The 25,489-nt window shown below is 27.0% G+C and carries 23 protein-coding genes; 6 read left to right on the top strand and 17 right to left on the bottom strand.

All coding sequences use genetic code 11. From position 1 onward, the window contains the following. Nucleotides 1-8: 8 nt before the first annotated feature. On the bottom strand, nucleotides 9-2,996 hold the full coding sequence (gene mfd, locus CKV87_RS02050; protein WP_012012235.1) for a transcription-repair coupling factor: 2,988 nt from the start codon (nucleotides 2,994-2,996) through the stop codon (nucleotides 9-11). Further along, the gene (locus CKV87_RS02045) at nucleotides 2,996-3,301 is read right to left on the bottom strand and encodes a hypothetical protein (protein WP_004510470.1); all 306 of its coding nucleotides are present in this window, start codon (nucleotides 3,299-3,301) and stop codon (nucleotides 2,996-2,998) included. The genes mfd and CKV87_RS02045 overlap by 1 nt, the downstream gene beginning before the upstream one ends. Nucleotides 3,302-3,431: 130 nt before the next feature. On the opposite strand from CKV87_RS02045, the gene CKV87_RS02040 reads away from it, so the two are divergent. After that, nucleotides 3,432-3,809 carry a hypothetical protein gene (locus CKV87_RS02040; RefSeq protein ID WP_004510469.1) on the top strand — a complete coding sequence of 126 codons (378 nt, stop codon included), beginning with the start codon at nucleotides 3,432-3,434 and terminating at the stop codon, nucleotides 3,807-3,809. Nucleotides 3,810-3,826: 17 nt separating this feature from the next. On the opposite strand, the gene CKV87_RS02035 is transcribed toward CKV87_RS02040, so the two are convergent. Beyond that, a complete protein-coding gene (locus CKV87_RS02035) occupies nucleotides 3,827-4,534 on the bottom strand; it encodes a hypothetical protein (protein ID WP_012012234.1) in 708 nt (235 codons plus the stop codon). 105 nt (nucleotides 4,535-4,639) lie between these two features. Between CKV87_RS02035 and CKV87_RS02030 the strand changes: the two genes are divergently transcribed. Then, nucleotides 4,640-6,343 carry a GNAT family N-acyltransferase gene (locus tag CKV87_RS02030; protein WP_012012233.1) on the top strand — a complete coding sequence of 568 codons (1,704 nt, stop codon included), beginning with the start codon at nucleotides 4,640-4,642 and terminating at the stop codon, nucleotides 6,341-6,343. Here CKV87_RS02030 and CKV87_RS02025 read toward each other — a convergent pair whose 3' ends face one another. The 5 genes from CKV87_RS02025 to CKV87_RS02005 are packed head-to-tail and all read right to left on the bottom strand — an operon-like array spanning nucleotide 6,344 to nucleotide 12,962. Then, nucleotides 6,344-8,467 (bottom strand): DEAD/DEAH box helicase, encoded by a 2,124-nt coding sequence (locus tag CKV87_RS02025; protein WP_228126923.1) that lies wholly within the window; start codon nucleotides 8,465-8,467, stop codon nucleotides 6,344-6,346. Beyond that, nucleotides 8,451-9,623 carry a Mur ligase family protein gene (locus CKV87_RS02020; RefSeq protein WP_012012231.1) on the bottom strand — a complete coding sequence of 391 codons (1,173 nt, stop codon included), beginning with the start codon at nucleotides 9,621-9,623 and terminating at the stop codon, nucleotides 8,451-8,453. Before CKV87_RS02020 ends, CKV87_RS02025 begins: the two co-directional genes overlap by 17 nt. A 2-nt stretch (nucleotides 9,624-9,625) precedes the next feature. After that, the gene (lptE, locus tag CKV87_RS02015) at nucleotides 9,626-10,150 is read right to left on the bottom strand and encodes an LPS assembly lipoprotein LptE (RefSeq protein WP_012012230.1); all 525 of its coding nucleotides are present in this window, start codon (nucleotides 10,148-10,150) and stop codon (nucleotides 9,626-9,628) included. A 2-nt stretch (nucleotides 10,151-10,152) separates the two neighbouring features. After that, nucleotides 10,153-12,618, bottom strand: a complete 2,466-nt coding sequence (leuS, locus tag CKV87_RS02010) for a leucine--tRNA ligase (protein WP_012012229.1) — start codon at nucleotides 12,616-12,618, stop codon at nucleotides 10,153-10,155. Next, entirely contained in the window at nucleotides 12,618-12,962 is a 345-nt protein-coding gene (locus tag CKV87_RS02005; protein ID WP_004510461.1) for a DUF6394 family protein, read from the bottom strand. The genes leuS and CKV87_RS02005 overlap by 1 nt, the downstream gene beginning before the upstream one ends. Before the next feature lie 147 nt (nucleotides 12,963-13,109). Here CKV87_RS02005 and motA point away from each other — a divergent pair, with 147 nt between their 5' ends. Genes motA through CKV87_RS01990 form a run of 3 tightly spaced genes read left to right on the top strand, consistent with a single transcriptional unit; the run spans nucleotide 13,110 to nucleotide 15,037 of the window. After that, nucleotides 13,110-13,868, top strand: a complete 759-nt coding sequence (motA, locus tag CKV87_RS02000; protein WP_004510460.1) for a flagellar motor stator protein MotA — start codon at nucleotides 13,110-13,112, stop codon at nucleotides 13,866-13,868. A 3-nt stretch (nucleotides 13,869-13,871) separates the two neighbouring features. Beyond that, nucleotides 13,872-14,627 carry a flagellar motor protein MotB gene (gene motB / locus CKV87_RS01995; RefSeq protein WP_012012228.1) on the top strand — a complete coding sequence of 252 codons (756 nt, stop codon included), beginning with the start codon at nucleotides 13,872-13,874 and terminating at the stop codon, nucleotides 14,625-14,627. A gap of 5 nt (nucleotides 14,628-14,632) precedes the next feature. Beyond that, nucleotides 14,633-15,037 carry a hypothetical protein gene (locus CKV87_RS01990; RefSeq protein ID WP_012012227.1) on the top strand — a complete coding sequence of 135 codons (405 nt, stop codon included), beginning with the start codon at nucleotides 14,633-14,635 and terminating at the stop codon, nucleotides 15,035-15,037. Here the strand turns inward: CKV87_RS01990 and CKV87_RS01985 are convergent. The 4 genes from CKV87_RS01985 to yajC form a co-directional block, all read right to left on the bottom strand. After that, entirely contained in the window at nucleotides 15,030-15,209 is a 180-nt protein-coding gene (locus CKV87_RS01985) for a hypothetical protein (protein ID WP_012012226.1), read from the bottom strand. The two genes, CKV87_RS01990 and CKV87_RS01985, sit on opposite strands and share 8 nt — an antisense overlap. A gap of 68 nt (nucleotides 15,210-15,277) precedes the next feature. Further along, on the bottom strand, nucleotides 15,278-16,246 hold the full coding sequence (gene secF / locus CKV87_RS01980) for a protein translocase subunit SecF (RefSeq protein ID WP_012012225.1): 969 nt from the start codon (nucleotides 16,244-16,246) through the stop codon (nucleotides 15,278-15,280). Then, the gene (gene secD / locus CKV87_RS01975; protein WP_012012224.1) at nucleotides 16,246-17,811 is read right to left on the bottom strand and encodes a protein translocase subunit SecD; all 1,566 of its coding nucleotides are present in this window, start codon (nucleotides 17,809-17,811) and stop codon (nucleotides 16,246-16,248) included. Before secD ends, secF begins: the two co-directional genes overlap by 1 nt. Before the next feature lie 66 nt (nucleotides 17,812-17,877). Further along, complete coding sequence (gene yajC / locus CKV87_RS01970) at nucleotides 17,878-18,141, bottom strand: preprotein translocase subunit YajC (RefSeq protein ID WP_012012223.1); 264 nt, start codon at nucleotides 18,139-18,141, stop codon at nucleotides 17,878-17,880. A gap of 28 nt (nucleotides 18,142-18,169) precedes the next feature. Here yajC and CKV87_RS01965 point away from each other — a divergent pair, with 28 nt between their 5' ends. Further along, nucleotides 18,170-19,402 carry an apolipoprotein N-acyltransferase gene (locus CKV87_RS01965; protein WP_012012222.1) on the top strand — a complete coding sequence of 411 codons (1,233 nt, stop codon included), beginning with the start codon at nucleotides 18,170-18,172 and terminating at the stop codon, nucleotides 19,400-19,402. Between the two features lie 9 nt (nucleotides 19,403-19,411). Here CKV87_RS01965 and CKV87_RS01960 read toward each other — a convergent pair whose 3' ends face one another. The 5 genes from CKV87_RS01960 to CKV87_RS01940 are packed head-to-tail and all read right to left on the bottom strand — an operon-like array spanning nucleotide 19,412 to nucleotide 25,486. Then, the gene (locus CKV87_RS01960; RefSeq protein ID WP_012012221.1) at nucleotides 19,412-21,211 is read right to left on the bottom strand and encodes an Lnb N-terminal periplasmic domain-containing protein; all 1,800 of its coding nucleotides are present in this window, start codon (nucleotides 21,209-21,211) and stop codon (nucleotides 19,412-19,414) included. Next, nucleotides 21,195-21,635, bottom strand: a complete 441-nt coding sequence (locus CKV87_RS01955) for a DUF3015 family protein (RefSeq protein ID WP_012012220.1) — start codon at nucleotides 21,633-21,635, stop codon at nucleotides 21,195-21,197. Before CKV87_RS01955 ends, CKV87_RS01960 begins: the two co-directional genes overlap by 17 nt. A 56-nt stretch (nucleotides 21,636-21,691) precedes the next feature. Further along, the gene (locus CKV87_RS01950) at nucleotides 21,692-22,819 is read right to left on the bottom strand and encodes a tRNA nucleotidyltransferase/poly(A) polymerase family protein (protein WP_080504828.1); all 1,128 of its coding nucleotides are present in this window, start codon (nucleotides 22,817-22,819) and stop codon (nucleotides 21,692-21,694) included. A 58-nt stretch (nucleotides 22,820-22,877) separates the two neighbouring features. Continuing rightward, nucleotides 22,878-23,768 carry a mechanosensitive ion channel family protein gene (locus tag CKV87_RS01945; protein ID WP_012012218.1) on the bottom strand — a complete coding sequence of 297 codons (891 nt, stop codon included), beginning with the start codon at nucleotides 23,766-23,768 and terminating at the stop codon, nucleotides 22,878-22,880. Between the two features lie 11 nt (nucleotides 23,769-23,779). After that, nucleotides 23,780-25,486, bottom strand: coding sequence for a proline--tRNA ligase (locus tag CKV87_RS01940; protein ID WP_012012217.1), 1,707 nt, complete (start codon nucleotides 25,484-25,486; stop codon nucleotides 23,780-23,782). Nucleotides 25,487-25,489 lie beyond the last annotated feature (3 nt).

Here is a 25,489-nt window from a genome sequence, read left to right as displayed (position 1 = left end):
TTCTTCTTTTATTTTCTTAAATATCTTAAAGTTGTATTTATTATGTCATCATCATCTTTTGATGGTGATTTTATACTCTCTTTTGTATCATCAGCTTTTGTAAATGTAATATTCATCTCATAAGAACTAATAGTTTGAATACCTAGTTTTAAAGCTAAAATTTTTATGATAATCAACTCAATAAACTGTTTTGTAACAATATCAGGTTTTCCAAATCTATCTTCCATCTCTTCTTCAATAGAATAAACTTCTTGAATATCACTAGCCTTACTTAACCTTCTATAAAGTTCAAGTCTAACTCTATCTTCACTAATGTATTCATCACTAATATATGCTGAAATAGCTAGTTTTATATCAACTGTTTTTTTCTCATTTTTTTCATCACCACTTAAAGTTGCAAGAGTATCTTCTAACATTTTAAGATATAAACCATATCCTATTTGTTTGATATGTCCACTTTGTGCTTCACCTATGATATTTCCACCACCTCTGATTTCCAAATCTTGATGAGCTAAAGCAGTTCCACTTCCTAAATATGAGTTTGACTCTAAAGCTACAAGTCTTTTTACTGCATCATCAGTTATTGATTTTTTATCTTCAACTACATAATAACAATATCCCTCTTTATTACTTCGTCCAACTCGTCCTCGAAGTTGATGTAAATCAGCAATTCCAAATCTATCTGCACCATCAATTATAATAGAGTTTGCATTTGGCAAGTGAATTCCTGATTCAACAATAGAAGTTGCAAGAAGAATATCAAACTCTTTGTTTTCAAAGGCTTCTATGATCTTTTCAGCCTGTTCTGGTTTTATTTGAGAATGAATAATATCTATTTTGATATTTGGAACTATTGCTTCTATATCTTTTTTCTTTGCTTCGATTGATGCTATGTTATTGTGAACATAAAATAGTTGTCCACCTCTTCTTTTTTCTCTTAAAATTATCTCTTTGATTAGTTTTTCGCTGTACTCTTTTACATAAGTTCGCACTCCCAATCTTTCACTTGGAGGTGTAAGAAGTGAACTCATACCTTTTAGTTTTGATAAGGCTAAGTTTAAAGTTCTTGGAATTGGAGTTGCACTCATAGAAAAAATATGTACATCTTCTCTTAATTGTTTTAATTTCTCTTTTTGTTTTACACCGAATTTATGCTCTTCATCGATGATAACTAAAGCTAAATTAGAAGTTTTTATATCAAGTAAAGAGTGTGTTCCAATAACAAGTTTTATATCTGCGTTTTCTAAACCTTTTTTGATACTTGTTTTCTCTTTTGCTGTTGTTTTTCCATCAAGTTTAGCAACTCTTATCCCAAAACTTTCAAGTCTTTTTTGAATACTATGATAGTGTTGAGTTGCCAAAAGTGTTGTTGGACATACAAATATAGTTTGATAACCGTCTAAAATAACTGCCAATAAGGCATTCATAGCAACTTCTGTTTTTCCAAAACCAACATCACCTGAAAGAAGTCTATCCATAACTCGACCGCTACTTAAATCATCCAAAATCTCTTTGATACTTCTTTTTTGGTCTTTTGTATATTCAAAACCTGCACTTTTTTGGAAATCTTCAAGAACTTTTTTATCTGTATTGATTTTAATACCATTTACAAGTTCCCTTGCAGCTGCTAGTTTGATAATATCATTTGCAATAGCAAAAAGTTTATCTTTTACTTTCTCTTTTAGTTTTGCAAAACTTCCTTTTCCAAGCTTATCAACAACAGCATAAGAGTTTCCATCAGCAACATATCTATCTATTAAATCAAGATTTTCAACAGGAACTAAAAGTTTATCTTCTCCTTGATATTGGATAATTACAAAATCTCTTTTTGCACCCATCACAGTAACTGGTTCAATCCCTTTATATTGACCAATTCCATATTTTTCATGTACCACAAAATCATTATATTGTAACTCATCAAGAACAAGTTTTACTTTTTTCTTTCTTCGTTTTTTTACCTCTTTATTTAAAGAGATTATTACTTCGTCATCTGAAACTAAATTTAAAATATAGTTTTCAAAAACATAATTAATATTTTTGTCACTTAAATCTAAATCATAACCTTTTACTTTTGCTTCACTTCCACTTATTATTGTGATTTTTTTATCATTATGAAAAGAGATAAACTCTTTTACATTTGCTGGATTTATCTCTTGATAATTTTTGCTATTGTAAATTTGAGGAGTAAGTAAAAACTTATCTTTGTTTACTCTTTTTTCTTCAAAAACATAAACTTCTTCTAGTTCATCTAAAGCATCTTGAGTGATAAATGAACTCATTTTTTGAGGTAAATACTCTCCAAGTTCTCCTAAATACCAAAATCCTAAAGAGTGAATATCTTTGATAAAGGCATCACTTGAAATAGTTTGGATTTGTTCATTTATTTCTTCAAAAGTTGCTTCATCAAGAGCAAGAAAAGCTGGATTAATCGAAAAGCTTTCTATCTCTTCTTTTGAAGATTTTTGGTCTTCAATATCAAACTTTCTGATACTTTCAACCTCATCATCAAACAAACTTACTCTATATCCAAAATCACTTCCTAAAGGACAAATATCTAAAATATCACCACGAAGTGAAACTTCACCTTCACTTGTAACAATATCTACAAAATAGTATCCCCAATTGTATAATTTACTTTTTAACTCTTCAAGATTTAATCTATCTGCAAAATTTATAGTAAAACTTTCAAAACATTTTTCTTTTGGAAGAGGATAAGAGATTGTTCTTATTGGAGAGATTAGGATTTTATCTTGTTTTTTGTATGAATAAAAATCACCTAAAGTTTTAGTTATTTCATGTAGTTCTTCACTAAAGGAAAGTAAGTCATCTCCAAAATTTGCTCTAAAATCAGCTAATAAAAAAGGTTTAAATCCTAAGTAAGAGACTATATCAGAAGCTATTTGAGCTTGTCTGTCATCATTTACGATTAAAAGTTGACACTCTTTTAATCTTTTTTCATCTTTTAAATTTTTTAAAAATTCATAAATATTTTTCACTATTTTTCTACTTCTACTAACTCAAATTCATTTGTATTTTTATCATAATAATATGCTGGATATGGCGTTTCATTTAATAAAAAAATCAAATTTGCACTTTTAAAATTTGTTTTTTGAAGACCTTTTTTAAATACTTCTAAAATATAAGCTTTTGTTGAAAAAGTAGTTGTTGTCGAGTGTCCTGTATAAACAAACTCTTCTCCTTCTACATTTTTAAAACCCTCTTTTTTTAAGTGTTTTTCAAATTTCTCTTTATCTTCTAACTCAACTACATCTAATAAAATTAAAACTTCGATTCCATTCATAAATATTGCCTAAAAATTTTTCGCAAATTCTAACATATATAAACTTTTATCCATTTATTACTATATTATTACTATATTATTGCTATTTTTATAATATAATATTTTACTAATTTTTTTAGAGGGATTTTTTATGAATTATGAACTACTAAGTAAAATTGCTATGAAAGAATCAGATGCATTAAAAAAAGAAGTTGCAATTTTACAAAAAAGAGACGAACTTTTAAACTTAGAAATCACAAATTTAAAATCTATGATAGAAATAATTGAGAAAGAAAAAACTGAATTAAGAGAAGAAAGAAACCATCTAAAAAACGAAAAAAATACTTTAAATGCTGAAAAACTACTTCTAATAGAAGAAAGAAATAGCTTAGAAAAAGAAATAATATCTTTAAAAAGAGATTTAGACTTTTTAAGAAAAACTACTAATATGGAAGATATAAAAGAGATTCAAAAAGGAAAAAAAGAAGAAATTCAACAAAAACAAACTTCTTTTGAATTTTATTCGTAACAGATTTTTTAAATCTATTACGATATTAACATACCAATAAGTCCAAATAATCCACCAAAAACTGCACCCCAAAGTACAAGCCAACTTAAATGTTCTTTTATCATATTTTGAACTATCTCTTTTACCATTTTAGGAGTTAACTCTTCTAGTCTTGCATTTACAATTTTGCTAATTTTTTCATATATTTCATCATTGAAGTTTTTTGATTTTATTACTTCATTTACAATAGTTAAAAATGATGGTGAATTTGATATATCTATCAGTGAAGTTTGTAGTTTATTTATAAAAGGTTCTTTTAGTGGTTCAAGAGCACTAGCACCTCCAAACATTGCTAACATTCCACCAAAAGGAGATTCAACAACAGATTCTTTTAAAGAGTAAAATGCTGGAGTAAAATCAACTTGATTTAATATTTTTTCAAAGTCAATACTATTTTTGCTATTTTGAACTTCCTCTTCAAAAAATTTTGCTAAGTTCTCTTTTGTAAAAAACTGATTCATTATCAAATCATGAATAGATATTTTAAAAGCTGTAAATTTACTTTCTATTACACCACTTCCGTATAAAAAAGGAATTTTTTCAAATAACATATAAATAGCAAGTGAATTCGTAACTGCGCCACTTAAAGCAAAAAGTCCAACCATAAAAACAAGCTCATTTGCATTTGAATAACCATAAGCCATAATCAAAACAGAAATTAAATTTGCAATATCACCCTTATTCATAATATCCCCCTGTAAAAAGGCAATTTTATCATATTTTTTTTAAAAGATTTTTGTAACTACTTTGTAACTTTAATTTCTTAAAATTCTCTAATTTAGGAGATATAAATGATTGATATACAAAAAGAGATAGAAAAAAAGTTTCCAAAAATAAAAGAAAAAGAAAATGTTCTAAAAAAATCGTTATTAAAAATAGCAAAAAAAATAGTTCATGAAGATTCTATAAATCAGTTCTTATCACAAAACTCTCACTTAAAAGGTTTTGATTTTGTAGATGCTGTTTTAGATTATTTTGATTTTGATTACACAGTTTCTAGTAATGATTTACAAAATATTCCATCAACAGGAAAAGTTATAATAATTGCAAATCATCCATTAGGTGGACTTGATGCTTTATGTTTATTAAAACTTGTTGGTCAAATAAGAAAAGATGTAAAGATTTTAGCAAATGACTTTTTAGTTGGATTTGAAGCTTTACACTCTCTTATGATTCCACTTGATAATTTCAAAGATAGACAATCAAAAGAGAGTATAAAAAAAATATATGAAGCTTTAAAAAATGAAGAAGCTATCATCATTTTTCCAGCAGGAGAAGTAAGTCGTGCAACACCAAAAGGAGTAAAAGATCCAGCTTGGAATAAAGGTTTTTTAAATTTTGCAAAAAATAGCAATTCGGCGATTTTACCAATATTTTTAGATGCAAAAAACTCTAAAACTTTTTATACTATTTCACTTATAAATAAAACTTTTTCAACACTTTTATTATCAAATGAGATGTTTAATAAAAAATCAAAAAATATAAATATAAAAATTGGACAAATAATCCCAAGTGAAAACATAACTCCAAAAGGTTTAAATAAAGATTTTTTAGTAAATTTATATAAAAAACATCTTTATGCACTAAAAAAAGGAAAAAAATCATTTTTCCAGACACAAAGTGCAATAGCACATCCAGTTAGTAAAATTGATTTATACAATGAACTAAAAAAGTCTCCACTTTTAGGACAAACAAATGATGGGAAAAAAATATATTTATATGATTATGTAGAAGATTCTATTGTATTAAAAGAGCTTGGAAGATTAAGAGAGATATCTTTTAGAAAAGTTGGAGAAGGTGTTAATAAAAAAAGAGATATTGATAAATACGATGTTTATTATCAACATATAATTTTATACGATAAAAATGAGTTGGAAATTGTGGGAGCTTATAGAATTGGAAACTCTGATATGATATTTAAAGAGTTTGGAACAAAAGGTTTTTATTCTAATACTTTATTCCAATTTAATGATGAATTTATGTTCTATTTACAAAACTCTATTGAACTTGGACGAAGTTTTGTGCAACCAAAATATTGGGGAACAAGAGCCTTAGATTATCTTTGGTATGGAATTGGAGCTTATGTAAAAGCAAATCCAAATATAAAATATATGTTTGGTCCAGTTTCAATTAGTGGTGCTTTTCCAGCAATTGCAAAAGATATGTTAGTTTTTTATTATAACTATTACTATTCAAGTGAAAAAAACTTGGTTGAAGCTAGAACTCCATTTTCTTATTCAAGTCATATCCATGATATAAAAGAGTTTTTTACTCTTGAAGATAAAAAACGAGATTTTAAATCTCTAAAAATTGCTTTATCAAATATTGGTGTAAATGTTCCAACTTTATACAAACAATATAGTGAACTAACACTTGATGATGGTGTAAAATTTTTAGATTTTAATGTTGATAAGAATTTTGGTGATTGTATTGATAGTTTTATTTTAGTAGAAATTGATAAAATCAAAGATAGTATGAAGCAAAGATATATGTGATTATCTATAATGCATTTGTTTGTAACCTTCAAGCCTTTTTTTGTAAGCAGAGTTTAACATCGCATTTTTTGAATCAAGAAAATCAATTGCCAAACACTCTTGATTTCCTCTTCCAATTCTTCCTAAATATTGAATCAATCGTCCATAATAAGAGATTGGTGTTGCAAAAAGAATAGTATTTAAGTGTGGAAAATCTATTCCTTCTCCAAAATAAGAAGTTGTTGCAAGAATAAGAGATTTAGTTTTTACTAAATTCATATTTTCAACTTGCTCTTTTTTATTTAAACTTCCATGAACACTTATATAATCAATATTCTCTTTTTGTAACAAATTTTCTAAAACATTTATATGTTCTATTCTATCTGTTAAAAGTAAAATCTTTCTATCTATATTTTTCTTTATTATGTCAACTATTAAATTATTTCTATCTTCATCAATACAAAGTTCATTTATAATAGTTGCATAGTTATCTGCATTACTTACAAACTGCGTTCTGATTATTTGTAGTTTATTTGTATGTGTCTTTTTCTTTTTATACTCATAAGATATTTCACCTAACTGTTGAAATAAAATTGGTTGAAGTTCATCTTTTCTATTTGGAGTTGCACTAAGTCCTAAAATGTATTTACCTTTAAAACTTTTGATAATTTGTTCAAAAGTAAGTGCAGGAATATGATGGCACTCATCAACAATCACAAAAGAGTAGTTTTCTATAATTTTTGGGTCATTTTTCAAACTTTGCATTGTTGCAACATCTATTTGACCATTTAATTTATTAAATCCTTTTCCTAAATATCCTATATCTTTTTTGTTGTATCCAAAATAATCAACAAATCTTTCAACCCACTGATTTAAAAGCATATTTTTATTTACAACGATTAATGTTGTACAAGCTCTTATTTCAAATATTTTTGCACCAAGTAGAGTTTTTCCAAATCCAGGAGGGGCAACACAAATAGAGTAATCAGATTTTTTAATCTCTTTTATTGCTTCGTTTTGTTCTGGACGTAAGTTAAAAGTTACTGTTTTAGTTTGGATTTTATTTAAAACTCTTTTATCAACAAAAGAGTATGAAACTGCATTAACATTAAAAAAATCTATTAAAGTCTCTTTTAATCCTCTTGGAAGCATCAAAAAATTTTCATTCTCTTCAAAAGACCTAATATATTTTGGAGTGTTAAAAAGTGGTTTTCGCAAACTTAATAAAACTTTTATTTGAGGATTTTCAAAAGTTGCAAATGATTTTAATTTACTTATTAGTGATTTTGATAAATTTAAAGTTGGTATATAAATATAATCTTCTAAAATTATCTCAATTTTTTGTAGTGGAAATTCAATCTTTTTTAAATCTTTTTGTACATTTGTTGAATTTGGAACATCAGCAAAATTAGAAATCGTTTGTTTTGAAACCTTTGAAACATTTGCTAAAACACTCCATTGGTCTTCATAAATTTTATTTGTATTCATATCAATAAAAACTGTTCGATTTTTATCCCTATGTTTTAAATGAAGTGGCAGTTCTATACTATTTCCCAAATTCTCTTTTGTTGCAAACTCTTTATTTGGGTAAGTTTTTGCACTAATATTTGCTTTTTTCAAAAGATATAAAGCAAAATTAAAAGCTATTTTTGAAGAGATTTCCTCTTCAAAAAATACCCAAACAAAAAGTGAATTATAAGAACTAAGTTCATAATATGCTTTTATATTTAAAGAGTTTAGAGCTATTTGCAGTTTAAATTTATCTTCATCAGCTATTTCGAAAACTACAAATTTAGACATATTTTTTTGATTTATACAATAACTTGCTAAAAAAAGATTTCCTCTTAAATGCTCTTCTATTTCATAATTAGTTAAAGGAGTATAATCTTCTCCTTGAAAAGTCTTTGTTACAGGAAAGAATCCTTGTTTTGAACCATCACGACTAACCCATTTTTTTGCATAAATATCAAATCTTGCAACAAATAATGATTTAAAAAGTTCAATCTTTTCATTTTTAGAAAAACTCTTTTTTTGATTTAAAGTAGCTTTTTCTTTTATCTGATTTGTTAGAAAAACTATCTCTTCTTCAATTTTAGTTTTTTGAATATATAGTTCTTCTAGTCTTTTTTCAAGAGTTTGCATCATAACCAATCAAAGTTAAGAATTTTTCAACAACTAAAAATGAACCAAATACTAAATACTCTTCATTTTCTTCTATTTTTATTGTCTTATTATTTGCTAATTCTAATTGTTTTATTAGTTTTTCTAACTCTTCTTTTTCTACTATTCTTTTATCTTCAACTTCTATTATTGTAATAGCTTTAATTATAGGTTTTAGTATTTTTAAAACTGTTTCATAATCTTTATCTTTGTAAGAGTTATAAATAAGATTTACTTTTTTATTTTTAAACTCATTTGCTAAAACTAATGCAGCAAGTGGATTATGTCCAACATCAATAGTTACATTTTTTAAAACTTTTTGGCATCTTCCAAAAAGTGGCGTATCATCAAAAAGTTTTAAATCAAGTGGAATTTTAAGTTCATTTAAACAAGCAATTACTAAATGTAAATTTCTTTTTAGAAAAGTTGCAAATTTAGGATTTAATTCATATTTATCAAACTCTTTAACTTCAATGATTTTTATATCTTTGTTTCTTTGCTGTTTTATTTGCTCTTTTACTTTATATGCTGTTTCTAAAACTTCAGGAAAGACTTGATAACCAATAAGCATTTTGTTATCAGCTGAGCGCATTTTAGTTGAGGCTATTTCTTCAACTGTGTTTCCTAAAAAACTTTGATGGTCAAGTCCAATAGTTGTAATTAGTGAAATATTGTTTTCTACAACATTTGTTGCATCAAACTCTCCACCAAGTCCAGCTTCTAAAACTAAATAATCAAAATCTTTTGATAAATAAAAAGCCAATAGTGTTGTATATTCAAAATATGTTAATTTTTCTAAAAGTTCTATTTCAAATAACTCTTGTAAAAATTTATGAGCAATTTCCAAATTTTCATCACTAACATCACTTCCATTTATCCAAATTCTTTCATTGAATTTTAAAATATGAGGTGAACTATAGTGTAAAACTTTGAACTCTTTTTTGTGTAAATAATGAGCTAAAAATCTTCCTGTACTTCCTTTTCCATTTGTTCCAACAATATGAATTACAAAAGGAAGTTTTATTTTCGCTGAAAGTTTATTCCAAGAAGACCTTACTATCGTAAAATCTATCTTGTCATAATAAAGAGTTTTATATTTTAAAAACTCTTCTAAATTTACTTTTTTTAAATCAAGTTTCATATCTATTTAAAAGATTGTACTGCAATTCTTGATACTACTTCACTTACAGCTTGGTCAGAAGCTTTAGTAATAGCATCATATCTATTTGCATCAGTGATTGTTCCACCTATATCAACAGCAAAGTCATATTCTCCATCAACTGTAAATGATTTTTTTATTCCATTTTCTTTTCTATAATAGTCAACTCTTATAAAAACTTGTGCTTTATATAATTTGTTATACCCTTTAGCATCATATTGTAAGGCGCTTAAATTAACAGAACTTATCCCTAAATTCATAACAACATCTGCATCTTTTTCTTTATCTACTAAATTTGAATCTAGTTTTTGAATCAAGATTTTTGTAACTGCGTCTTTTACTAAAACAGAGTTTCTAGGGTCAACTAAACTAACATCAAGTTTTACATAAACATTTCCTTCCATCTCTTTTTTAGCATAATAAGTTGATGGTTTATATCCACAAGCAACAAATAAAAAAGCCAAACTTACAGAAAAAATAGTTAATAAAACTTTTTTTGTATGAAACATATCTATCCTTTTATTACAAAGTTCACAAGTTTATTTGGAACAACAATCTCTTTTAAAATTTCACTATTTTCTAACCATTTAGCAGAAGCAATTTTTGCTTTTACTAAAATTTCATCTTTTGAAGTATCAGGAGCAACTTCAATTTCGCATCTTTTTTTACCATTTACTGTTACTGCTAAAATTATTGATTCAAGTGCAAAAACTTCTTCTTTTAGTTCAATTTTTCCATCAAAATTTTTCAAATCAAACAGTTTTTTTGATAATTCCCAACAAGCATGAGGAATAATTGGTTCTAAAATATTTGTTAAGATATAATAACCTTCTGCCCAAATACTATCATTTTTTTGAGTTTGAAGCGCATTTAAAGCTTCCATACAAGAAGCTATTAAAGTATTGAAAGTATAAGTTTTTGTAAATACCTCATTTGATTTTAACAGTGCCTCATATACTTTTTTTCTTGCTTCTTTTTCTTCTTTACTTAAAGCTGAATGGTCTATTGATTTAAAATTATCTAATCCATTTTGATTTACATTTTCTGCTCTTTCAAAGAATTTTTTTATAAATCTAAAAGCACCTTCAACAGCACTATCATTCCACTCTAACTCTTTTGTTGGAGGAGCAGCAAAAAGAATAAATAATCTTGCAGTATCTGCACCATATTTATCAATAATCAAATCAGGATCAACTACATTTCCTTTTGATTTTGACATTTTTGCACCATCTTTTAAAACCATTCCTTGAGTAAGAAGTTTTTTAAATGGTTCGCTTGAATTTGTATATCCTAAATCTCTTAAAACTTTTGTAAAAAATCTTGCATATAAAAGGTGTAAAATCGCATGTTCAATTCCACCAATATATTGATCAACATCCATCCAATAATCACTATCTTCTTTTGATATTCCAACTTCATTCCATTTTTTATTATCCGTTGCATATCTTAAAAAGTACCAAGATGATTGAACAAATGTATCTAAAGTATCAGTTTCTCTAGTAGCTTTTTCTCCACATTTTGGACAAGTGCAATGTTTCCAAGTTGGATGAGTATCTAAAGGATTTCCTTCTCCTGTAATTTCAACATCTTCAGGTAATGCAACTGGAAGATTCTCAATTTTTTCAGGAACTAAACCACATTTTTCACAATGAATAAATGGAATTGGTGCTCCCCAATATCTTTGTCTTGAAACACCCCAATCTCTTAACTTATAATTTACTTTTTTAATCCCAAAAGAATTTTGTTCAAAATGATAAATTATTGCTTTTTTAGCTTCTATATTTGTAACTCCAGTGAAATTCTCACTCTCTATTAATCTTCCTTCTGCTGTATAAGCTTCTGTTTGATTTTCAATAATTCCATCAGGACCAACAATAACTTGTTTTATTGGTAAATTATATTTTTTTGCAAACTCAAAATCTCTTTGATCATGTGCTGGAACTGCCATAACAGCACCTCCACCATAAGAACTTAATACAAAGTTTGCAACCCAAACAGGAATAGTTTTTCCTGTTAATGGATGCATTACTTCAATTTCTAAATCAATTCCTTCTTTTTCTTGAGTTGCTCTATCTCTTTCTGGAATTTTTTGCATAGCTTTTATAGCTTTAATTTTTTTCTCTGGTAAAAGATTTTTTTCAACTATATATTTAACTATTGGATGTTCAGGAGCAAGTGCAGAATAAGAAACTCCATAAATTGTATCAGGTCTTGTTGTAAATACAAAATATTTTGTAAAAGCTCTTTCTAATTTTGCTCTTGATTCTTTTGATAAATCAAATTTAAATTCTAAACCTTCGCTTCTTCCAATCCAATTTTCTTGCATTGTTAAAACTTGTGAAGGCCAATCTTCTTTTAATTTTTCTAAATCATCAAGTAGTTCTTGTGCATATTTTGTAATACCAATATAATATCCTGGCATCTCTTTTTGTACAACTTCAGTTCCGCATCTCCAACAACATCCTTCTTCAAGTTGTTCATTTGCTAAAACTGTTTGATCATGTGGACACCAATTTACAGTTGCAGATTTTCTATAGATGATTCCAGCTTCATACATTTTAATAATAAATTCTTGTTCCCATTTTGTATAAAGTTCATCACTAGTTGCAAACTCTCTGTTTTTTGAAAAAGATAAACCTAATGATTTTAATTCATCTCTCATATAATCAATATTTTCATAAGTCCATTTTTTAGGATGAAGTTTATGTTTTATTGCTGCATTTTCAGCTGGCATTCCAAAACTATCCCAACCAATTGGGTGTAAAACATTAAAATCTGATTTTCTAAAATGTCTTGCAAAAGCATCACCAATACAGTAGTTTCTAACATGTCCCATATGAATTCTACCACTTGGATATGGAAACATACTTAAAATATATTTTTTCTCTTTTGTTTTACTACTGCTTGGCTCAAAAGATTGATTTTCACTCCAAAAATTTTGCCATTTTTTTTCAATATCTTTTGAAATATATTCCATTAAAAATCTTCCTTATCTTGACTTTTTGCACTCTCTATTAAAGCTAAAGCTATTGAGAAAGCGTTTGCAACTATTGCACCAATTGCTAAAGATATAGCTAAAGGTAAATTATTTGTAAACGTTAGTACTAAAAATGATGGAATTAAATGTAAATCAGCCACTAAAGAACTAGCTAATAACTCTGCTGCAAGTAAATTTTTAACACCTAACTTTAATATTGTAGAAATTACATTTACGCCCGCGGCAATAAACAGTGCTATTGCATTTGGTTCATATAAAAAACCTGCTGTTGTAGTCAAAGACATTAACGAAAAGAAAATATATATTACTTTACCCCAGTCCATTTTTATCCTTTTTTATTTTTTATTAAAGATAAGATATTAACCAAAAAATGTTAAAAAAGTGCTTTTTACATAAATAACAAAATATTATGAGAATTTTTTAATAAATATTTAGATAGTATAATATATAAAAAATTCTCAGGATAATATATGGATTTATCAGTACTTATAGGTATGATTGGTGCGGTTGCTTCTATTTCAATTGGTGACTTAATGGAGGGAGGAAATCCTCTTCACGTTCTTCATTTTTCATCTTTTCTTATTGTTATTCCAACAGCTATGTTATCTGCTGTAACAGCGACTGAGTCACATGCAATATCTGCTGCTTTTAAAGAATTTAAGATGATATTTAAAAAGTTGCCTATAAATTTTGAAGCTAGAATTGATGAATTAGTCGAATATGCAATTACTGTTAAGAAACAAGGTGTTCTTGCTTTAGAAAAAGATGTACAAAATATAAATCATGAATTTTTAAAAGAAGCTTTGAGTATGGTTATTGATGGTTCAAAAGAAGAACAAATCGAAGAATCTTTAGAACCTGTTATAGAAGAAACAGAGCACTATTATCACAGTGCATCTCATTACTGGTTGCTTGCTGGAGAAACATGTCCTACAATGGGACTTGTTGGAGCCGTTTTAGGACTTATTTTGGCTTTACAAAAATTAGATAATCCAGCTGAAATGGCTGCAGGTATTGCAGGAGCGTTTACAGCAACTGTTACAGGGATTGCTGGTTCGTATATGTTTTTAGGTCCTTGGGGATTAAAAATGAAATCAAAAGGTCACGTTATAGTAAAAGAACAACAACTAATTTTAGCTGCAGCAAAAGGTATGGCTAGAGGTGATGCACCAGGAGAATTAAAACTAAAACTAACAAAAATGGTAACAGCAATGCCATTAAAAGTTTAATACATGGCAAAAAAGAAATGTAAATGTGAATGCCCAGCTGGTGAAAAGTGGGCAGTTCCTTATGCAGACTTTCTTAGCTTATTATTAGCACTATTTATTGCGCTTTATGCACTTGCTTCGATAAATGTTGAAAAGCAAAAAGCTCTAAAAGAAGAGTTTATGAAGATATATAATTTTGCAGCTTCAGACACTATAAAAGAGCAAGAAGAAACAGAAAAATCAATGACAACTGATCCTACAAATGAACCTGATGAAGGACGAAAACCTGTAGTTCAACCACTTACTAAACAAAATGAATTAGAAAATAAAAATGCAAAAGGTGGAAACTTACTAGAATTATCTGATGGAACTTTTATGAGTGTTCCTGCTCATTTAATTTTTGAATCAGGTAAAGCAGAATTATCTGGTGCAGATTCAGCAGATTTTCTAAAAAAATTAGCACAACTTATTTCTGCAATGCCAAGTGACACAGAAATAAATGTAAAAGGATATGCAGAAGATAGCGAAGTTAATAAATCAAGATACAAAGATGCTTTAGATTTATCAACAGCACGTGCAAATAACGTTATTAGAGAACTTCTAAAATATAATATTCCAAGTAATAGATTGTATTCAAGTGGTTATGGTTCAAATAAATCTGGTAATTTAAAAGACAAAAGAGTTGTTGTATTTGAGTTACAAACAATGCAAAAAGTTGAAGAAGGCGATGTTGATTTAGAAACAATATTTAACAACATGAAAGATAATGGACAACAATAGTAAACATGAAAGAAAAAAGAAGAATTCTCTGGCCAAAATCAAAATGTTGTTTAAAAAAGTTTCTTGATTTAGAGTTCCTTGCAAGGTACGGTTCAATAGCTATTATTATTGGCTCAATAGCCATACAATCACTAAATATAGTAGAAAATAAAAACTTTGAATTATCTTTTTTTTCGATAATCATTAATCTATTTTTTCTAGTTGTAGTTTTAACAAAATTAGAGATTATTAAAATTGATTCTTTGGAAAAATATTTGGATAGTTTATTAAAGATTATGATATTTATATTTCTTTTAAATTTTGTCGCTTATTTATTTGCTAACGATTTAATACAAAACTATGTATATGCACCATTAAGCTTTTTAGGTGCATATTTTTTCTTTTTACTGCTTTATAAAAAGTCTATTTAAAAACTTCCTTTAAAGCATTTCTTCTATCTTGAATAGAACTTTGTTGTGGTTCTTTATTCTCTACTATTTCTTCTTCAACTTTTTTATTGCTATCAATTATTTTAAAAATAATTGTAGTTAAAATAGCTAAAAGTAGAATTACAATACCTAATAATACTTTACTAGATTTCATATATTTTTAATCCTTATTTAAATACTCAAAGATTTTTATCTTTGAGTATTTTAATCAATATGTTTTGTTTAGATTGTTCCTTGTTCATACATTGAACGAAGTTTTTCTTTATCTTTTTTTCTTTTTATTTTTTCTGCTTCTTTATCTCTATAATCATCAACAGAGAAGCCAAAGAATTTTAAGAAACTTGAAACGAAATAAATAGATGAATACGTTCCAATTATAATTCCAACAAATAAAGTAAATGAGAATGAATAAATTATTTCACCACCAAAAATAAGCATCGTTGTTACAACGAACAGAGTTGAAAGTGATGTTAAAACAGTTCTTGACAAAGTTCTACTAACTGATTCATTAATAATCTTATCTAAATCTTTCTCTTTTGTTATTTGAACTTGTTCTCTAATTCTATCATTAACAATAATTGTATCATTTATTGTATATCCAACTAGAGTTAAAATAGCGGCAATCATATCTAAGTTAATATCAACTTTAAATAGACTTAAAAGTCCTAAAGTAATAATAATATCATGAATAAGACCTAAAATAGACGCAATAGCAAATCTCCACTCAAATCTCCAACCAATATATATCAATATTGCAGCTAAAGCTAAAATTAAAGATATTACACCTTTTTCTCTAAGTTCAGCACCCACTTTTGAACCAACCATATCAATTTTTCTAATCTCAAAATTACCAGTTGGAACTAAAATTTTATTCATTTCATCACTAATATCATGTGTTAAATCTGAGCTGCTTCCTGTAATTCTAATAGTTACTTCTTCAGTTGAACCAAACTCTGTTACAACTGCACTAGCATATTTAGTATCTTTTAAAACTTCTCTTATTTTTTCAATAGGTGCAGTTTGATCATATTTTACTTGAACAATTGTTCCACCAACAAAATCAATACCAAAGTTAAAACCTCTTGTAAAAACTAATACCAATGAAATAATCATCAAAATAGTTGAAAAAATCAAGAAAGGCCACTTTTTACCCATAAAATCATAGATTTTTTTCTGATTAAAAATTTCCATTATTTAACTCCAAACCATTTTTTATGGTCTTTATCTTTTACAATCTTTGGTAATATTGCTTGATAAATACCTTGTGTTCCTAAAATTGATGTTAACATTGAAGTTAAAATACCAATAGCAATAGTTACAGCAAAACCTTTAATTGGTCCTGTTCCATAAGCGTATAAAACCACAGCAACTAATAAAGTTGTAATATTTGCATCAACGATTGCTCTCATTGCATTTGAATATCCATCTTCAATTGCTTTTGGTATTGTTGCACCCATTCTTAAAACTTCTCTAATTCTTTCATTGATAATAACATTTGCATCAATTGCCATACCAATTGTAAGAATAATTCCAGCCATTCCAGGAAGTGTTAAAGTTGCACCAAATAGAGCAATTACTCCAATAATAATGAAAATATTTGCAACTAAAGCAACATTTGCAATAAGTCCTGCTCTTCTATAATAAGCTATCATAAATAGGAAAATCAAAACTGTACCAGAAACTAATGCTAACATAGAAGCTTTTATTGAATCAGCTCCCAAAGATGGTCCAACACTTCTTTTTTCTAGTAGCGTTACAGTTGCAGGAAGAGCTCCACTTTTTAAAGCAATTGCAACATTTCCAGCTTCAGCAACTGTAAATCCACCAGAAATTTGTCCATTTCCTCCACCAATTCTTTCATTGATATTTGGAGCAGAATAAACTTTTCCATCAAGTACAATAGCCAATCTTTTACCTACATTTTTTGCAGTAAAGTCTCCAAAAATTCTTGCACCAGCTGAATTTAGTGTAAATCCAATCACAGGTTGATTTTGTTGACTAAATGAAACATGAGCATCAACAATTTGACTACCATTTAAAATAGGTATCTCTTTTACAAGATATTTCTTATTTGAATCATTTGTATCTTCTAAAATCAAATCACCATAAGCTGCTGCTTGAGAAGATGTCATACTATTTACTTGGCTTGCTCTATCTTCATCAACTGCCATTAATTCTAAATTTGCAGGTTTTGAAATAAGTTCACGTGCAGATTTTTCTTCTTCAGCAGTTTTTATTCCTGGAAGTTGAACAACAATATCTGTTTCACCTTGTCTTAAAACTGTTGGTTCAGACAAACCAAATTGGTCAAGTCTATTTCTAATAGTTTCAACAGCTTGAGAAACAGCAAAATCTTTTGTTTTGATTTCATCTTCTTTAGTTAGTTTTATGCGATATTCTAAATCAGTTATAGAAATATCCAATCCTTTTATCTCTTTTAGCATAGTATCCATTTTAGGTATTTCATCTTTATCTAAAACAGAAAAAGTAATAGTATCATTTGAAATAGTCAATCCATCAATTAAAAGTTCTTCATCATCTGAAAAATATTTTATTGATGTTGCTACTGATTTTATTTTTGAAGTTACTGCTTCATGAGTATTTACACCTAAAAGTAAATGTAAACCACCTTGAAGGTCTAATCCTAAAGATATTTTTTTACCGTGTTCTGTTTGAAATAAAGATGGAATTGACAATGCAATACCAAAAATAATGCTAATGAGAAAAATTACGAGTTTATAATTAAAATTTTTCAATTTTTTTCCTTAAATCAGGTTAAAAAGGTGCTTTAAGATATGTAAAGAATACATATCTTAGAAAGTTTAGTCTTCTAAAAGTTTTGCAACAAACTCTTTTACTAGCTTCATTTCACTTCCATCGTTATTTTTTACTAGAAAATATGTCTCTTCTACTTTAACAACTTCTACCATTAAGCCACCATTTGTTACAATCTTATCACCTTTTTTTAAATTAGCAACCATATCTCTATGAGCTTTCGCTTGTTTTTGTTGTGGTCTAATTATTAAAAAATAAAAAATAGCAAACAATGCAACAAGAGGTAACAATGAACTTACTAAATCATTCATCTAATTTCCTTTTTAAAAGTGGTTTATTATGTTTTTGCTAAAACGGGAATATTTTATCCAAAACTTTATAATAAAAGGCTTGTTAACTGCAATTTTATTGAGTTTGTTTATTTACCTAAGTTATTTTGATATTGAAATAAAGATTATCAATACATTAATTGGTCTTTTAGGTATATACTTTTTACTTACAATTCCTAAAAAAGCTCTATTTATAGCAGGATTTTTTACTGGTATTTTATGGTGTAATTGGATGAGTGTTAGTTTACAATACTACGATTTAAAATATTTAACTCCTGTTTTAATACTTGGAATTGGTTTAGTTTATGGAATAATTTTTTATTTATTTGCTTTTATAGATAAACTTACAATTAGAATATTGATGGTTTTTGGATTTACTTTTTTTGCTCCTTTTGGCTTTAATTGGATGAAATTTGAATTGTTATTTATAGACTCTTATATAAGCACTTCAAAAATAGCTTTTGCTTTGATACTTATATCTTTTTATTTTATTATAAAACTAAAAAAACATAAACTTTTAGGAATTATTCCTCTTTTATTTATTTTTGACTTTGGAAAAGGAACTTATATAGATACTCCAAAAGCAAAAATTTATATGCCACAAATGTATATAAATCAAGATTTAAAATGGCAAAAAGAGTACCAAAAAGAGCTAAATGCAAAAAATATTGAGGAAATACACAAAGCAATAGATTTAAAAAAAGATTTAGTAATATTACCTGAAACTGCTTTTTCAACTGCATTAAATAGAAATGTTATTTTACTAAATGAGTTAAAAAATCTATCTTTTAGTATCGATATAATTACAGGTGCTTTATATGTTGAAAATAATCAAATATTTAATGCAACTTATCATATAAGTAATGGTGAAGTAAAAATCGCTCAAAAAGTTGTGCTTGTTCCTTTTGGTGAAAAAATTCCACTTCCTAAATATTTTGTTGATTTGATAAATAAAACTTTTTATAACGGTGCGCAAGATTATACGGAAGCTTCAGAACCAACTGATTTTGTAGTTTTAGGTGAGAAATATAGAAATGCTATTTGTTATGAAGGAACAACTGATACAATTTATGAAAATTTGGGCGATACAAGATATATAATAATGACTTCAAATAATGCTTGGTTTACACCTTCGATTGAGCCAACACTACAAAATTTGCTTTTAAAATATTATTCAAAAAAATATCAAGTTACAGTTTTTCATGTAGTAAATGGGAGTCCTAATAAAATCTATCGTCCATAAGTACTGAGTTTAAAAGTAGAACATAACTCCTACTTTTACTCTATCTTGTTTTTCATATAAATCATCATTTATATATTTTAAATTTAAAGCTAAATTTCTATCTATTTTATAAGTAGTAAAAGCTTCAAATTGATTGTTTTCTAAGCTTTTATTATATTTATCGTAAGTGTAATTTACTCCAATATTGAAGTTTTCAATCCTATTTGTAATAAATCCAATATTTACTCCGGCTGAATATAGTTGGTCATTCCCTTTATAATAGATATTTGAACCTAACATTGAGTAGATAAAATCTTTATCATTTCCAAAACTAACTCCAACTTCTGGTTTTATTTTAAAATAATCATCTTTATCTTTAAAATGTTCATAACCAGCATCAATTCCCCAAGAAATTGGTTTAAATATCATATCTTGAGAAGAATATGATTTTATTTTAATAAGTGTAAATCTATCAAGTTTTGCATCTTTATCTTTTTGTTTTTTGAAATTTAGTTCAAAAAAATCAATATATGCACCTTGCAAATATCCATCAACAATATCATACATATCATTGTATGCTGGTTTTATACTTGCTTCAAAACTATCATTTGAATCATAAAATAAACCAATTCTAGCTGAATCATGAGAAATAAGTGGGTCAAGAGGTGATTTTATGTTATAAGTTCTTGTTTGTTTATAAGCACTTCGCTCTTTTAAAAGTTTTAAATAGTTTTTTATATACTCTTTTTTTTCAGTTCCATCTTCTGAACGTTGATATTGAGTATAAGCAATCTTAAAATCTAAATATGAGATTTTATCACTTTGACTTAAACTATCTGGTAGTTCTATTTCATCATTTATATAAGCTTTTAAAAACTCTTTATTTTCTATCTCTTCATTTAAAATATGTTTCATCTTTTTCAAATTTGAGTATCTATATCTTGAATCAACTATTAAACCATCATATTTTGTTAATATTTTTATAGTATCAAGTGGAATTGCTTTAAAATCAAAATAACTAACTAAATCTAAACTTGGTCTTGCAATTTCCAATAACCATAAAACATTATATGAACAATTTTCTTTGAAAAAATAGTAATTTGCATAAGAATCTTTTAACTCCCAAGTATGAAGAACAAGTTTATTTATTTCTTCTTGAGATAAGTTTAAATCATACTCCCAAACATCTCTTTGTTCAAGGTTGTTGTACTCTTTTATCTTTTCATAATATGGCATTATTGAATATCTTCCTTCATATCCACCAAATAGTCCATTATAAGCAAAAATCAAACCATTTTTTTCATCTGTTTTTGCTGCATAATTTATAGCATTTGAAATAAGGGGTGTCTCTTTGTCTGAGCCAACTTTCAAAAAAGTGTGTCCATACATAGAAGCTGGTGAATTTATATGAGCTGTAGGAAAAACCATAGTTACATATTTTGCATTTGTCAATTCTAAAAACTTGTCTAACTCTTCACAAGAATATGGAACTATTTTTTCTTCTAAAGTTGGAATATTTTCTTTTAACCACTCTACTCTTAAAGGAAATCTACATAAAACATTATTTGTTCCAGTTTCCAAAGAATTTATAGTTTCAAATAACTCTTCTTTTAAATTTTCTTTTCCATTATTTGATATAAAAAAGTTAGTTGAATCTATTTCACTAATACCATCTCTATAGTGCAATAATTTTGCCCAATAAGAATTTTCATAAAGTTTATGTTCTTCGATGTAATTTTTTAGTTCTAAAGAGTTTGAAGCTGAGAAAAAAAGAGAAATAAGTATAAAATACTTAATTCCTCTTTCTATAAAATTAGATGTATTTTGCAATTGAATCAATTACATTTGCAGAAGTTACATTTTCACTAGAGTAAATTTCTGAGAAATTTGCTTGTAATTTAGCTGAAAATGCATTTGTATCTTCAACATTCATAAGTTTTGCAACTGTACTTAAAGTTTCACCTTTTCCTGCTGAAATATCCATAGCTAATTCATCCATGTTTTCATTTACGAATTGATTTAATTTGTCATTTGATACAAAGTTATTTGGTTTATTACAATTTGAAGTACCACTTGAAATACCAAAAGTTTGATTTCCAGAAGTTCCATTTGTAGTTGCTGCTAAAGCTTGTAATATTGTAGTGTTTTGGTTTTTGATAACAATTGAACCAAGTCCACAACCTGTATTTGTATTATTTGCATAAAGTGAAGTCGTAAGACCAACTGCTGCTACTAAAGTAACAAGTTTTTTCATAAATTTCTCCTTTTTTGAAAGTTATAAATGATATACAATTTCATTTGTTGTTTAGCTTAAAATTTATACTGCTGTCTAATTTTTTCTATTATGTTACTTTTTGATAAATCATCTTCAATTTGTAAATCAAAAGCAAAATCTAAAATCTCTTTAAATTTTTCAGAAGGAACAAACCCTAATTTTATTAAATCTTTTCCCAAAATTAAAGATTTTATAGGAGTATTTAAAATATCTAAACTTTTTAATATTTCAAAAACTTCTAATGAAATTGTATTTCCAAGAGCTTGATTTAATACTATTAAATCTTCAAGTTTTAATTTTAAAGAGAGTCTTTTTAATATTTTTATATCATTTGTTAAATTTGTTTCATTTAAAATCAAAATATTTTTTATAAACTTTTTATCATCAGTTAAATTTTTTATAAAAGAAAAAGTTTCATTTTCATTCATACCTTTGCATAAACAACTAAAAAATAAATACAATTTTCTAAAATCATCATAATTTTTATCTTTTAAAATAAAAGCTAAATTATCAATTTCTTCTAAATTTTGTTCAATATTCATAATATTAAACTCTTTTAAAAGACTCAAACCTATAGAAGGTTTTTTTGATTTTAGAAAAAGTTTTTTTAACTCTTCAAAAACTCTCTCTTTTGGTAAAAATTTTAATTCACCACTTGATACTATTTTTTTACAAAGTATTTTTGTATTTTCATCAATTTTAAATTCAAATCTTGAAGCAAATTGTACACTTCTATAAACTCTTAAACTATCTTCTACAAACGTTTTATCATCTATATGTTTTATAATTTTATTTTTTAAATCGTTCATTCCATCAAAAGGATCTAAAATCTCATTTTTAAAATAGTCATATCCTATTGCATTTATAGTAAAATCTCGTCTTATTGCTGCTTCTTTAAAAGATAGATTTGCATTTGTAGAAACTTCAAAATCAGTATGAGAACTTCCTACTTTTTTTTCAATTCGTGGAAGAGAAAAATCAAAATCATATTCATCAATTTTTAAAGTCAAAACTCCAAAACTTTTTCCAACAAGGTTGACATTTCCAAATTTTTTTAATGATTTTTCTAATATTTTTAAAGAGTCAAAATTAAAAATCTCTACATCATAATCTTTAATTTTTTTGTTTAAAAAGCTATCTCGTACACAACCACCAACAAGAATAGGCTTTGAGCCTAACTCTTGTAAATCGTTTAAAATTCTAATTAATATTTTTGGTAAATTAATTTTTATTATATTGATAAACCTCTTGTTTTGGATAAGGAATAGTTATTCCAACCTCATCAAATGTTGTTTTAATACTTTCTAAAAGTTCAGCTTTAGTACTTGCAAAATCAGAAGATTTAACCCAAACATTTATTGTAAGATTTACAGAACTATCAGCAAGTTCTGTTACATTAATTCCAACTGCTTTATCTTTTAAAACTTTTGAATTTTCATTTATAATATTTGCTAAAACTTCTTTTGCATGTTTTATATTATCTTCATAAGAAATTCCAACAATTATATCAACTCTTCTTGTATCATTTGCATTTACATTTGTAATACTTCCACCAGTAATTGAACTATTTGGAACAATTATCTTTTGATTATCTGCTGTTAAAAAAACTGTATTAAAAATAGTAACTTCAGTAACAATTCCAGTAACTCCACCTGCAACTACACTATCACCAACTTTAAAAGGTTTAAATATAACTATCATAACTCCTGAAGCAAAGTTTCCTAAAGAGTCTTTTAATGCTAAACCAATAGCAAGACCAGCCGCTCCAAGTATTGCTAAAAATGAAGTTGTAGCAATTCCTAATTTATTTAAAGCTGCTATTATAACAACTGTTAATAAAGCATAATAAACGATATTTTCTAGAAATTTTACTAAAGTTTCATCGATTCCATTTATTTTTCTTAAAACTTTTCCTAAAATAGTAACTATTTTATTTACAATCCACTTTCCAATAAAAAATATTAATAAAGCAACAATAAATGAAAAAACATGACTTGCTATAACTTCTACAATATTATTTGGAATATAAGATTTCAAATCTCTTGTGATGACATCAACATTTTTTTCTATTGATTTTTCTATTGTTTTGCTTATCTCTTTTTCTATTTCCATAAAAGCCTCTTTTATTTAACTAATTCTAAAATTTTAGAAATAACTTCATCTACTTTTACATCAATTTTTTCTAAAGTTTTTCTATCTACAATTTCAACTAAACCATCTTCTAATTTTTTACCAATTACAACTGCATAAGGAAAACCTAAAAGTTCAAAATCACTCATTTTAAAACCAAATCTAGCATTTATTCTATCATCTAAAATTGTACTAATTCCAGCTTGTTTTAATTTAGAGTAAAGTTCTTCTCCAACTTTTGCTTCTTCTTCTTTTTTAGAATTAGAAACAATGATATCAACCATAAAAGGAGCTGTTGCTTTTGTCCAAATACAACCTTTATCATCATGGTTTTGCTCAATCACAGCTGCAACAAGTCTTGAAACTCCGATTCCATAACATCCCATAATAAATGGTTTTGCTTTTCCATTTTCATCTAAAAAGTTTGCATTCATTGCACTTGAATATTTAGTTCCAAGTTGGAAAATATGTCCAGCTTCAATTCCTTTTGTATAAGATAACTTTCCACCACAACAAGCACAAATATCACCTTCTTGAACAGCAATTAAATCATAATATTTTACATCTTTTAAAGTTGATAAATCAGTGTTTACTAAATGATAATCTTCTTCATTAGCGCCACAAGCAAGTCCTATTTCATCTTTAAGTTCTAAATCAATAATAAAATTTATATTTGAAGGAAGATTAAAAAGTCCACAATATCCAGCAACTAATCCAGCTTCTTTGATATCATCTTCACTTGCATCAATTAGTTCTAAAGCATTAACTGCATTACAAGCTTTTGTCTCTTCTAATTCATCACTTCCTCTTACAAAGAAAATCACAATCTGAGTTTTTTCTTCATAAATAGCTTTTTTAATTACAGCTTTTATTGTTTGTTCTTTTGAAATATTTAAAAAATTTGCAACTTCTTCTATTGTTTTAGTATTAGGAGTGTGAATTTTTTTACTATCTGATTTTCTTTCAAAACTATAAGTTTTAGGTTTTCTTATCGCTGCTTCAATATTTGCTCCATAATCACAAGAATCACAAACAACTAAAGTATCTTCTCCACTATCAGCAATTACGTGAAACTCTTTTGAACCACTTCCACCAATTGCTCCTGAGTCTGCTGCAACAACTCTAAAATCAAGACCTAATTTTGTATAGATTTTTTTATAAGTTGTTTCCATAAGATTGAATTCTCTTACTAAATCCTCTTCGCTTGAATGAAAAGAATATCCATCTTTCATTAAAAATTCTCTTCCTCTCATAAGACCAAATCTAGGTCTTGCTTCATCTCTAAACTTTGTATTTATTTGATAAAGATGAAGTGGTAAATCTTTGTATGAAGTAATTCTATTTTTTACCATATTTACAACAGCTTCTTCATTTGTTGGACTTAAAACAAACTCACCATTTTTTCTATCTTTAAATCGAAGCATTTCTGCTCCCATAGTTGTAGCTCGTCCTGATTCTTGCCACAAAGTAAGTGGTGTAACAAAACCAAATTGAACTTCATTTGCTCCTGCTTCATCCATCTCTTCTTTTACAATAGCTCTAATTTTTTCTAAAACAATTTTTCCTAAAGGCATAAAATCATAAATTCCAGCTCCAGTTTGAGCTATAAATCCACCTCTTACTAAATATTGATGTGATGGAAGAGTTGCATCATTTGGAGTCTCTTTTGTTGTTGGAATAAACATTTTACTAAATTTCATTTA

The organism is Aliarcobacter butzleri (assembly GCF_900187115.1).
Classification (GTDB): domain Bacteria; phylum Campylobacterota; class Campylobacteria; order Campylobacterales; family Arcobacteraceae; genus Aliarcobacter; species Aliarcobacter butzleri.
This window is presented reverse-complemented; position numbering and strand designations above follow the sequence as displayed.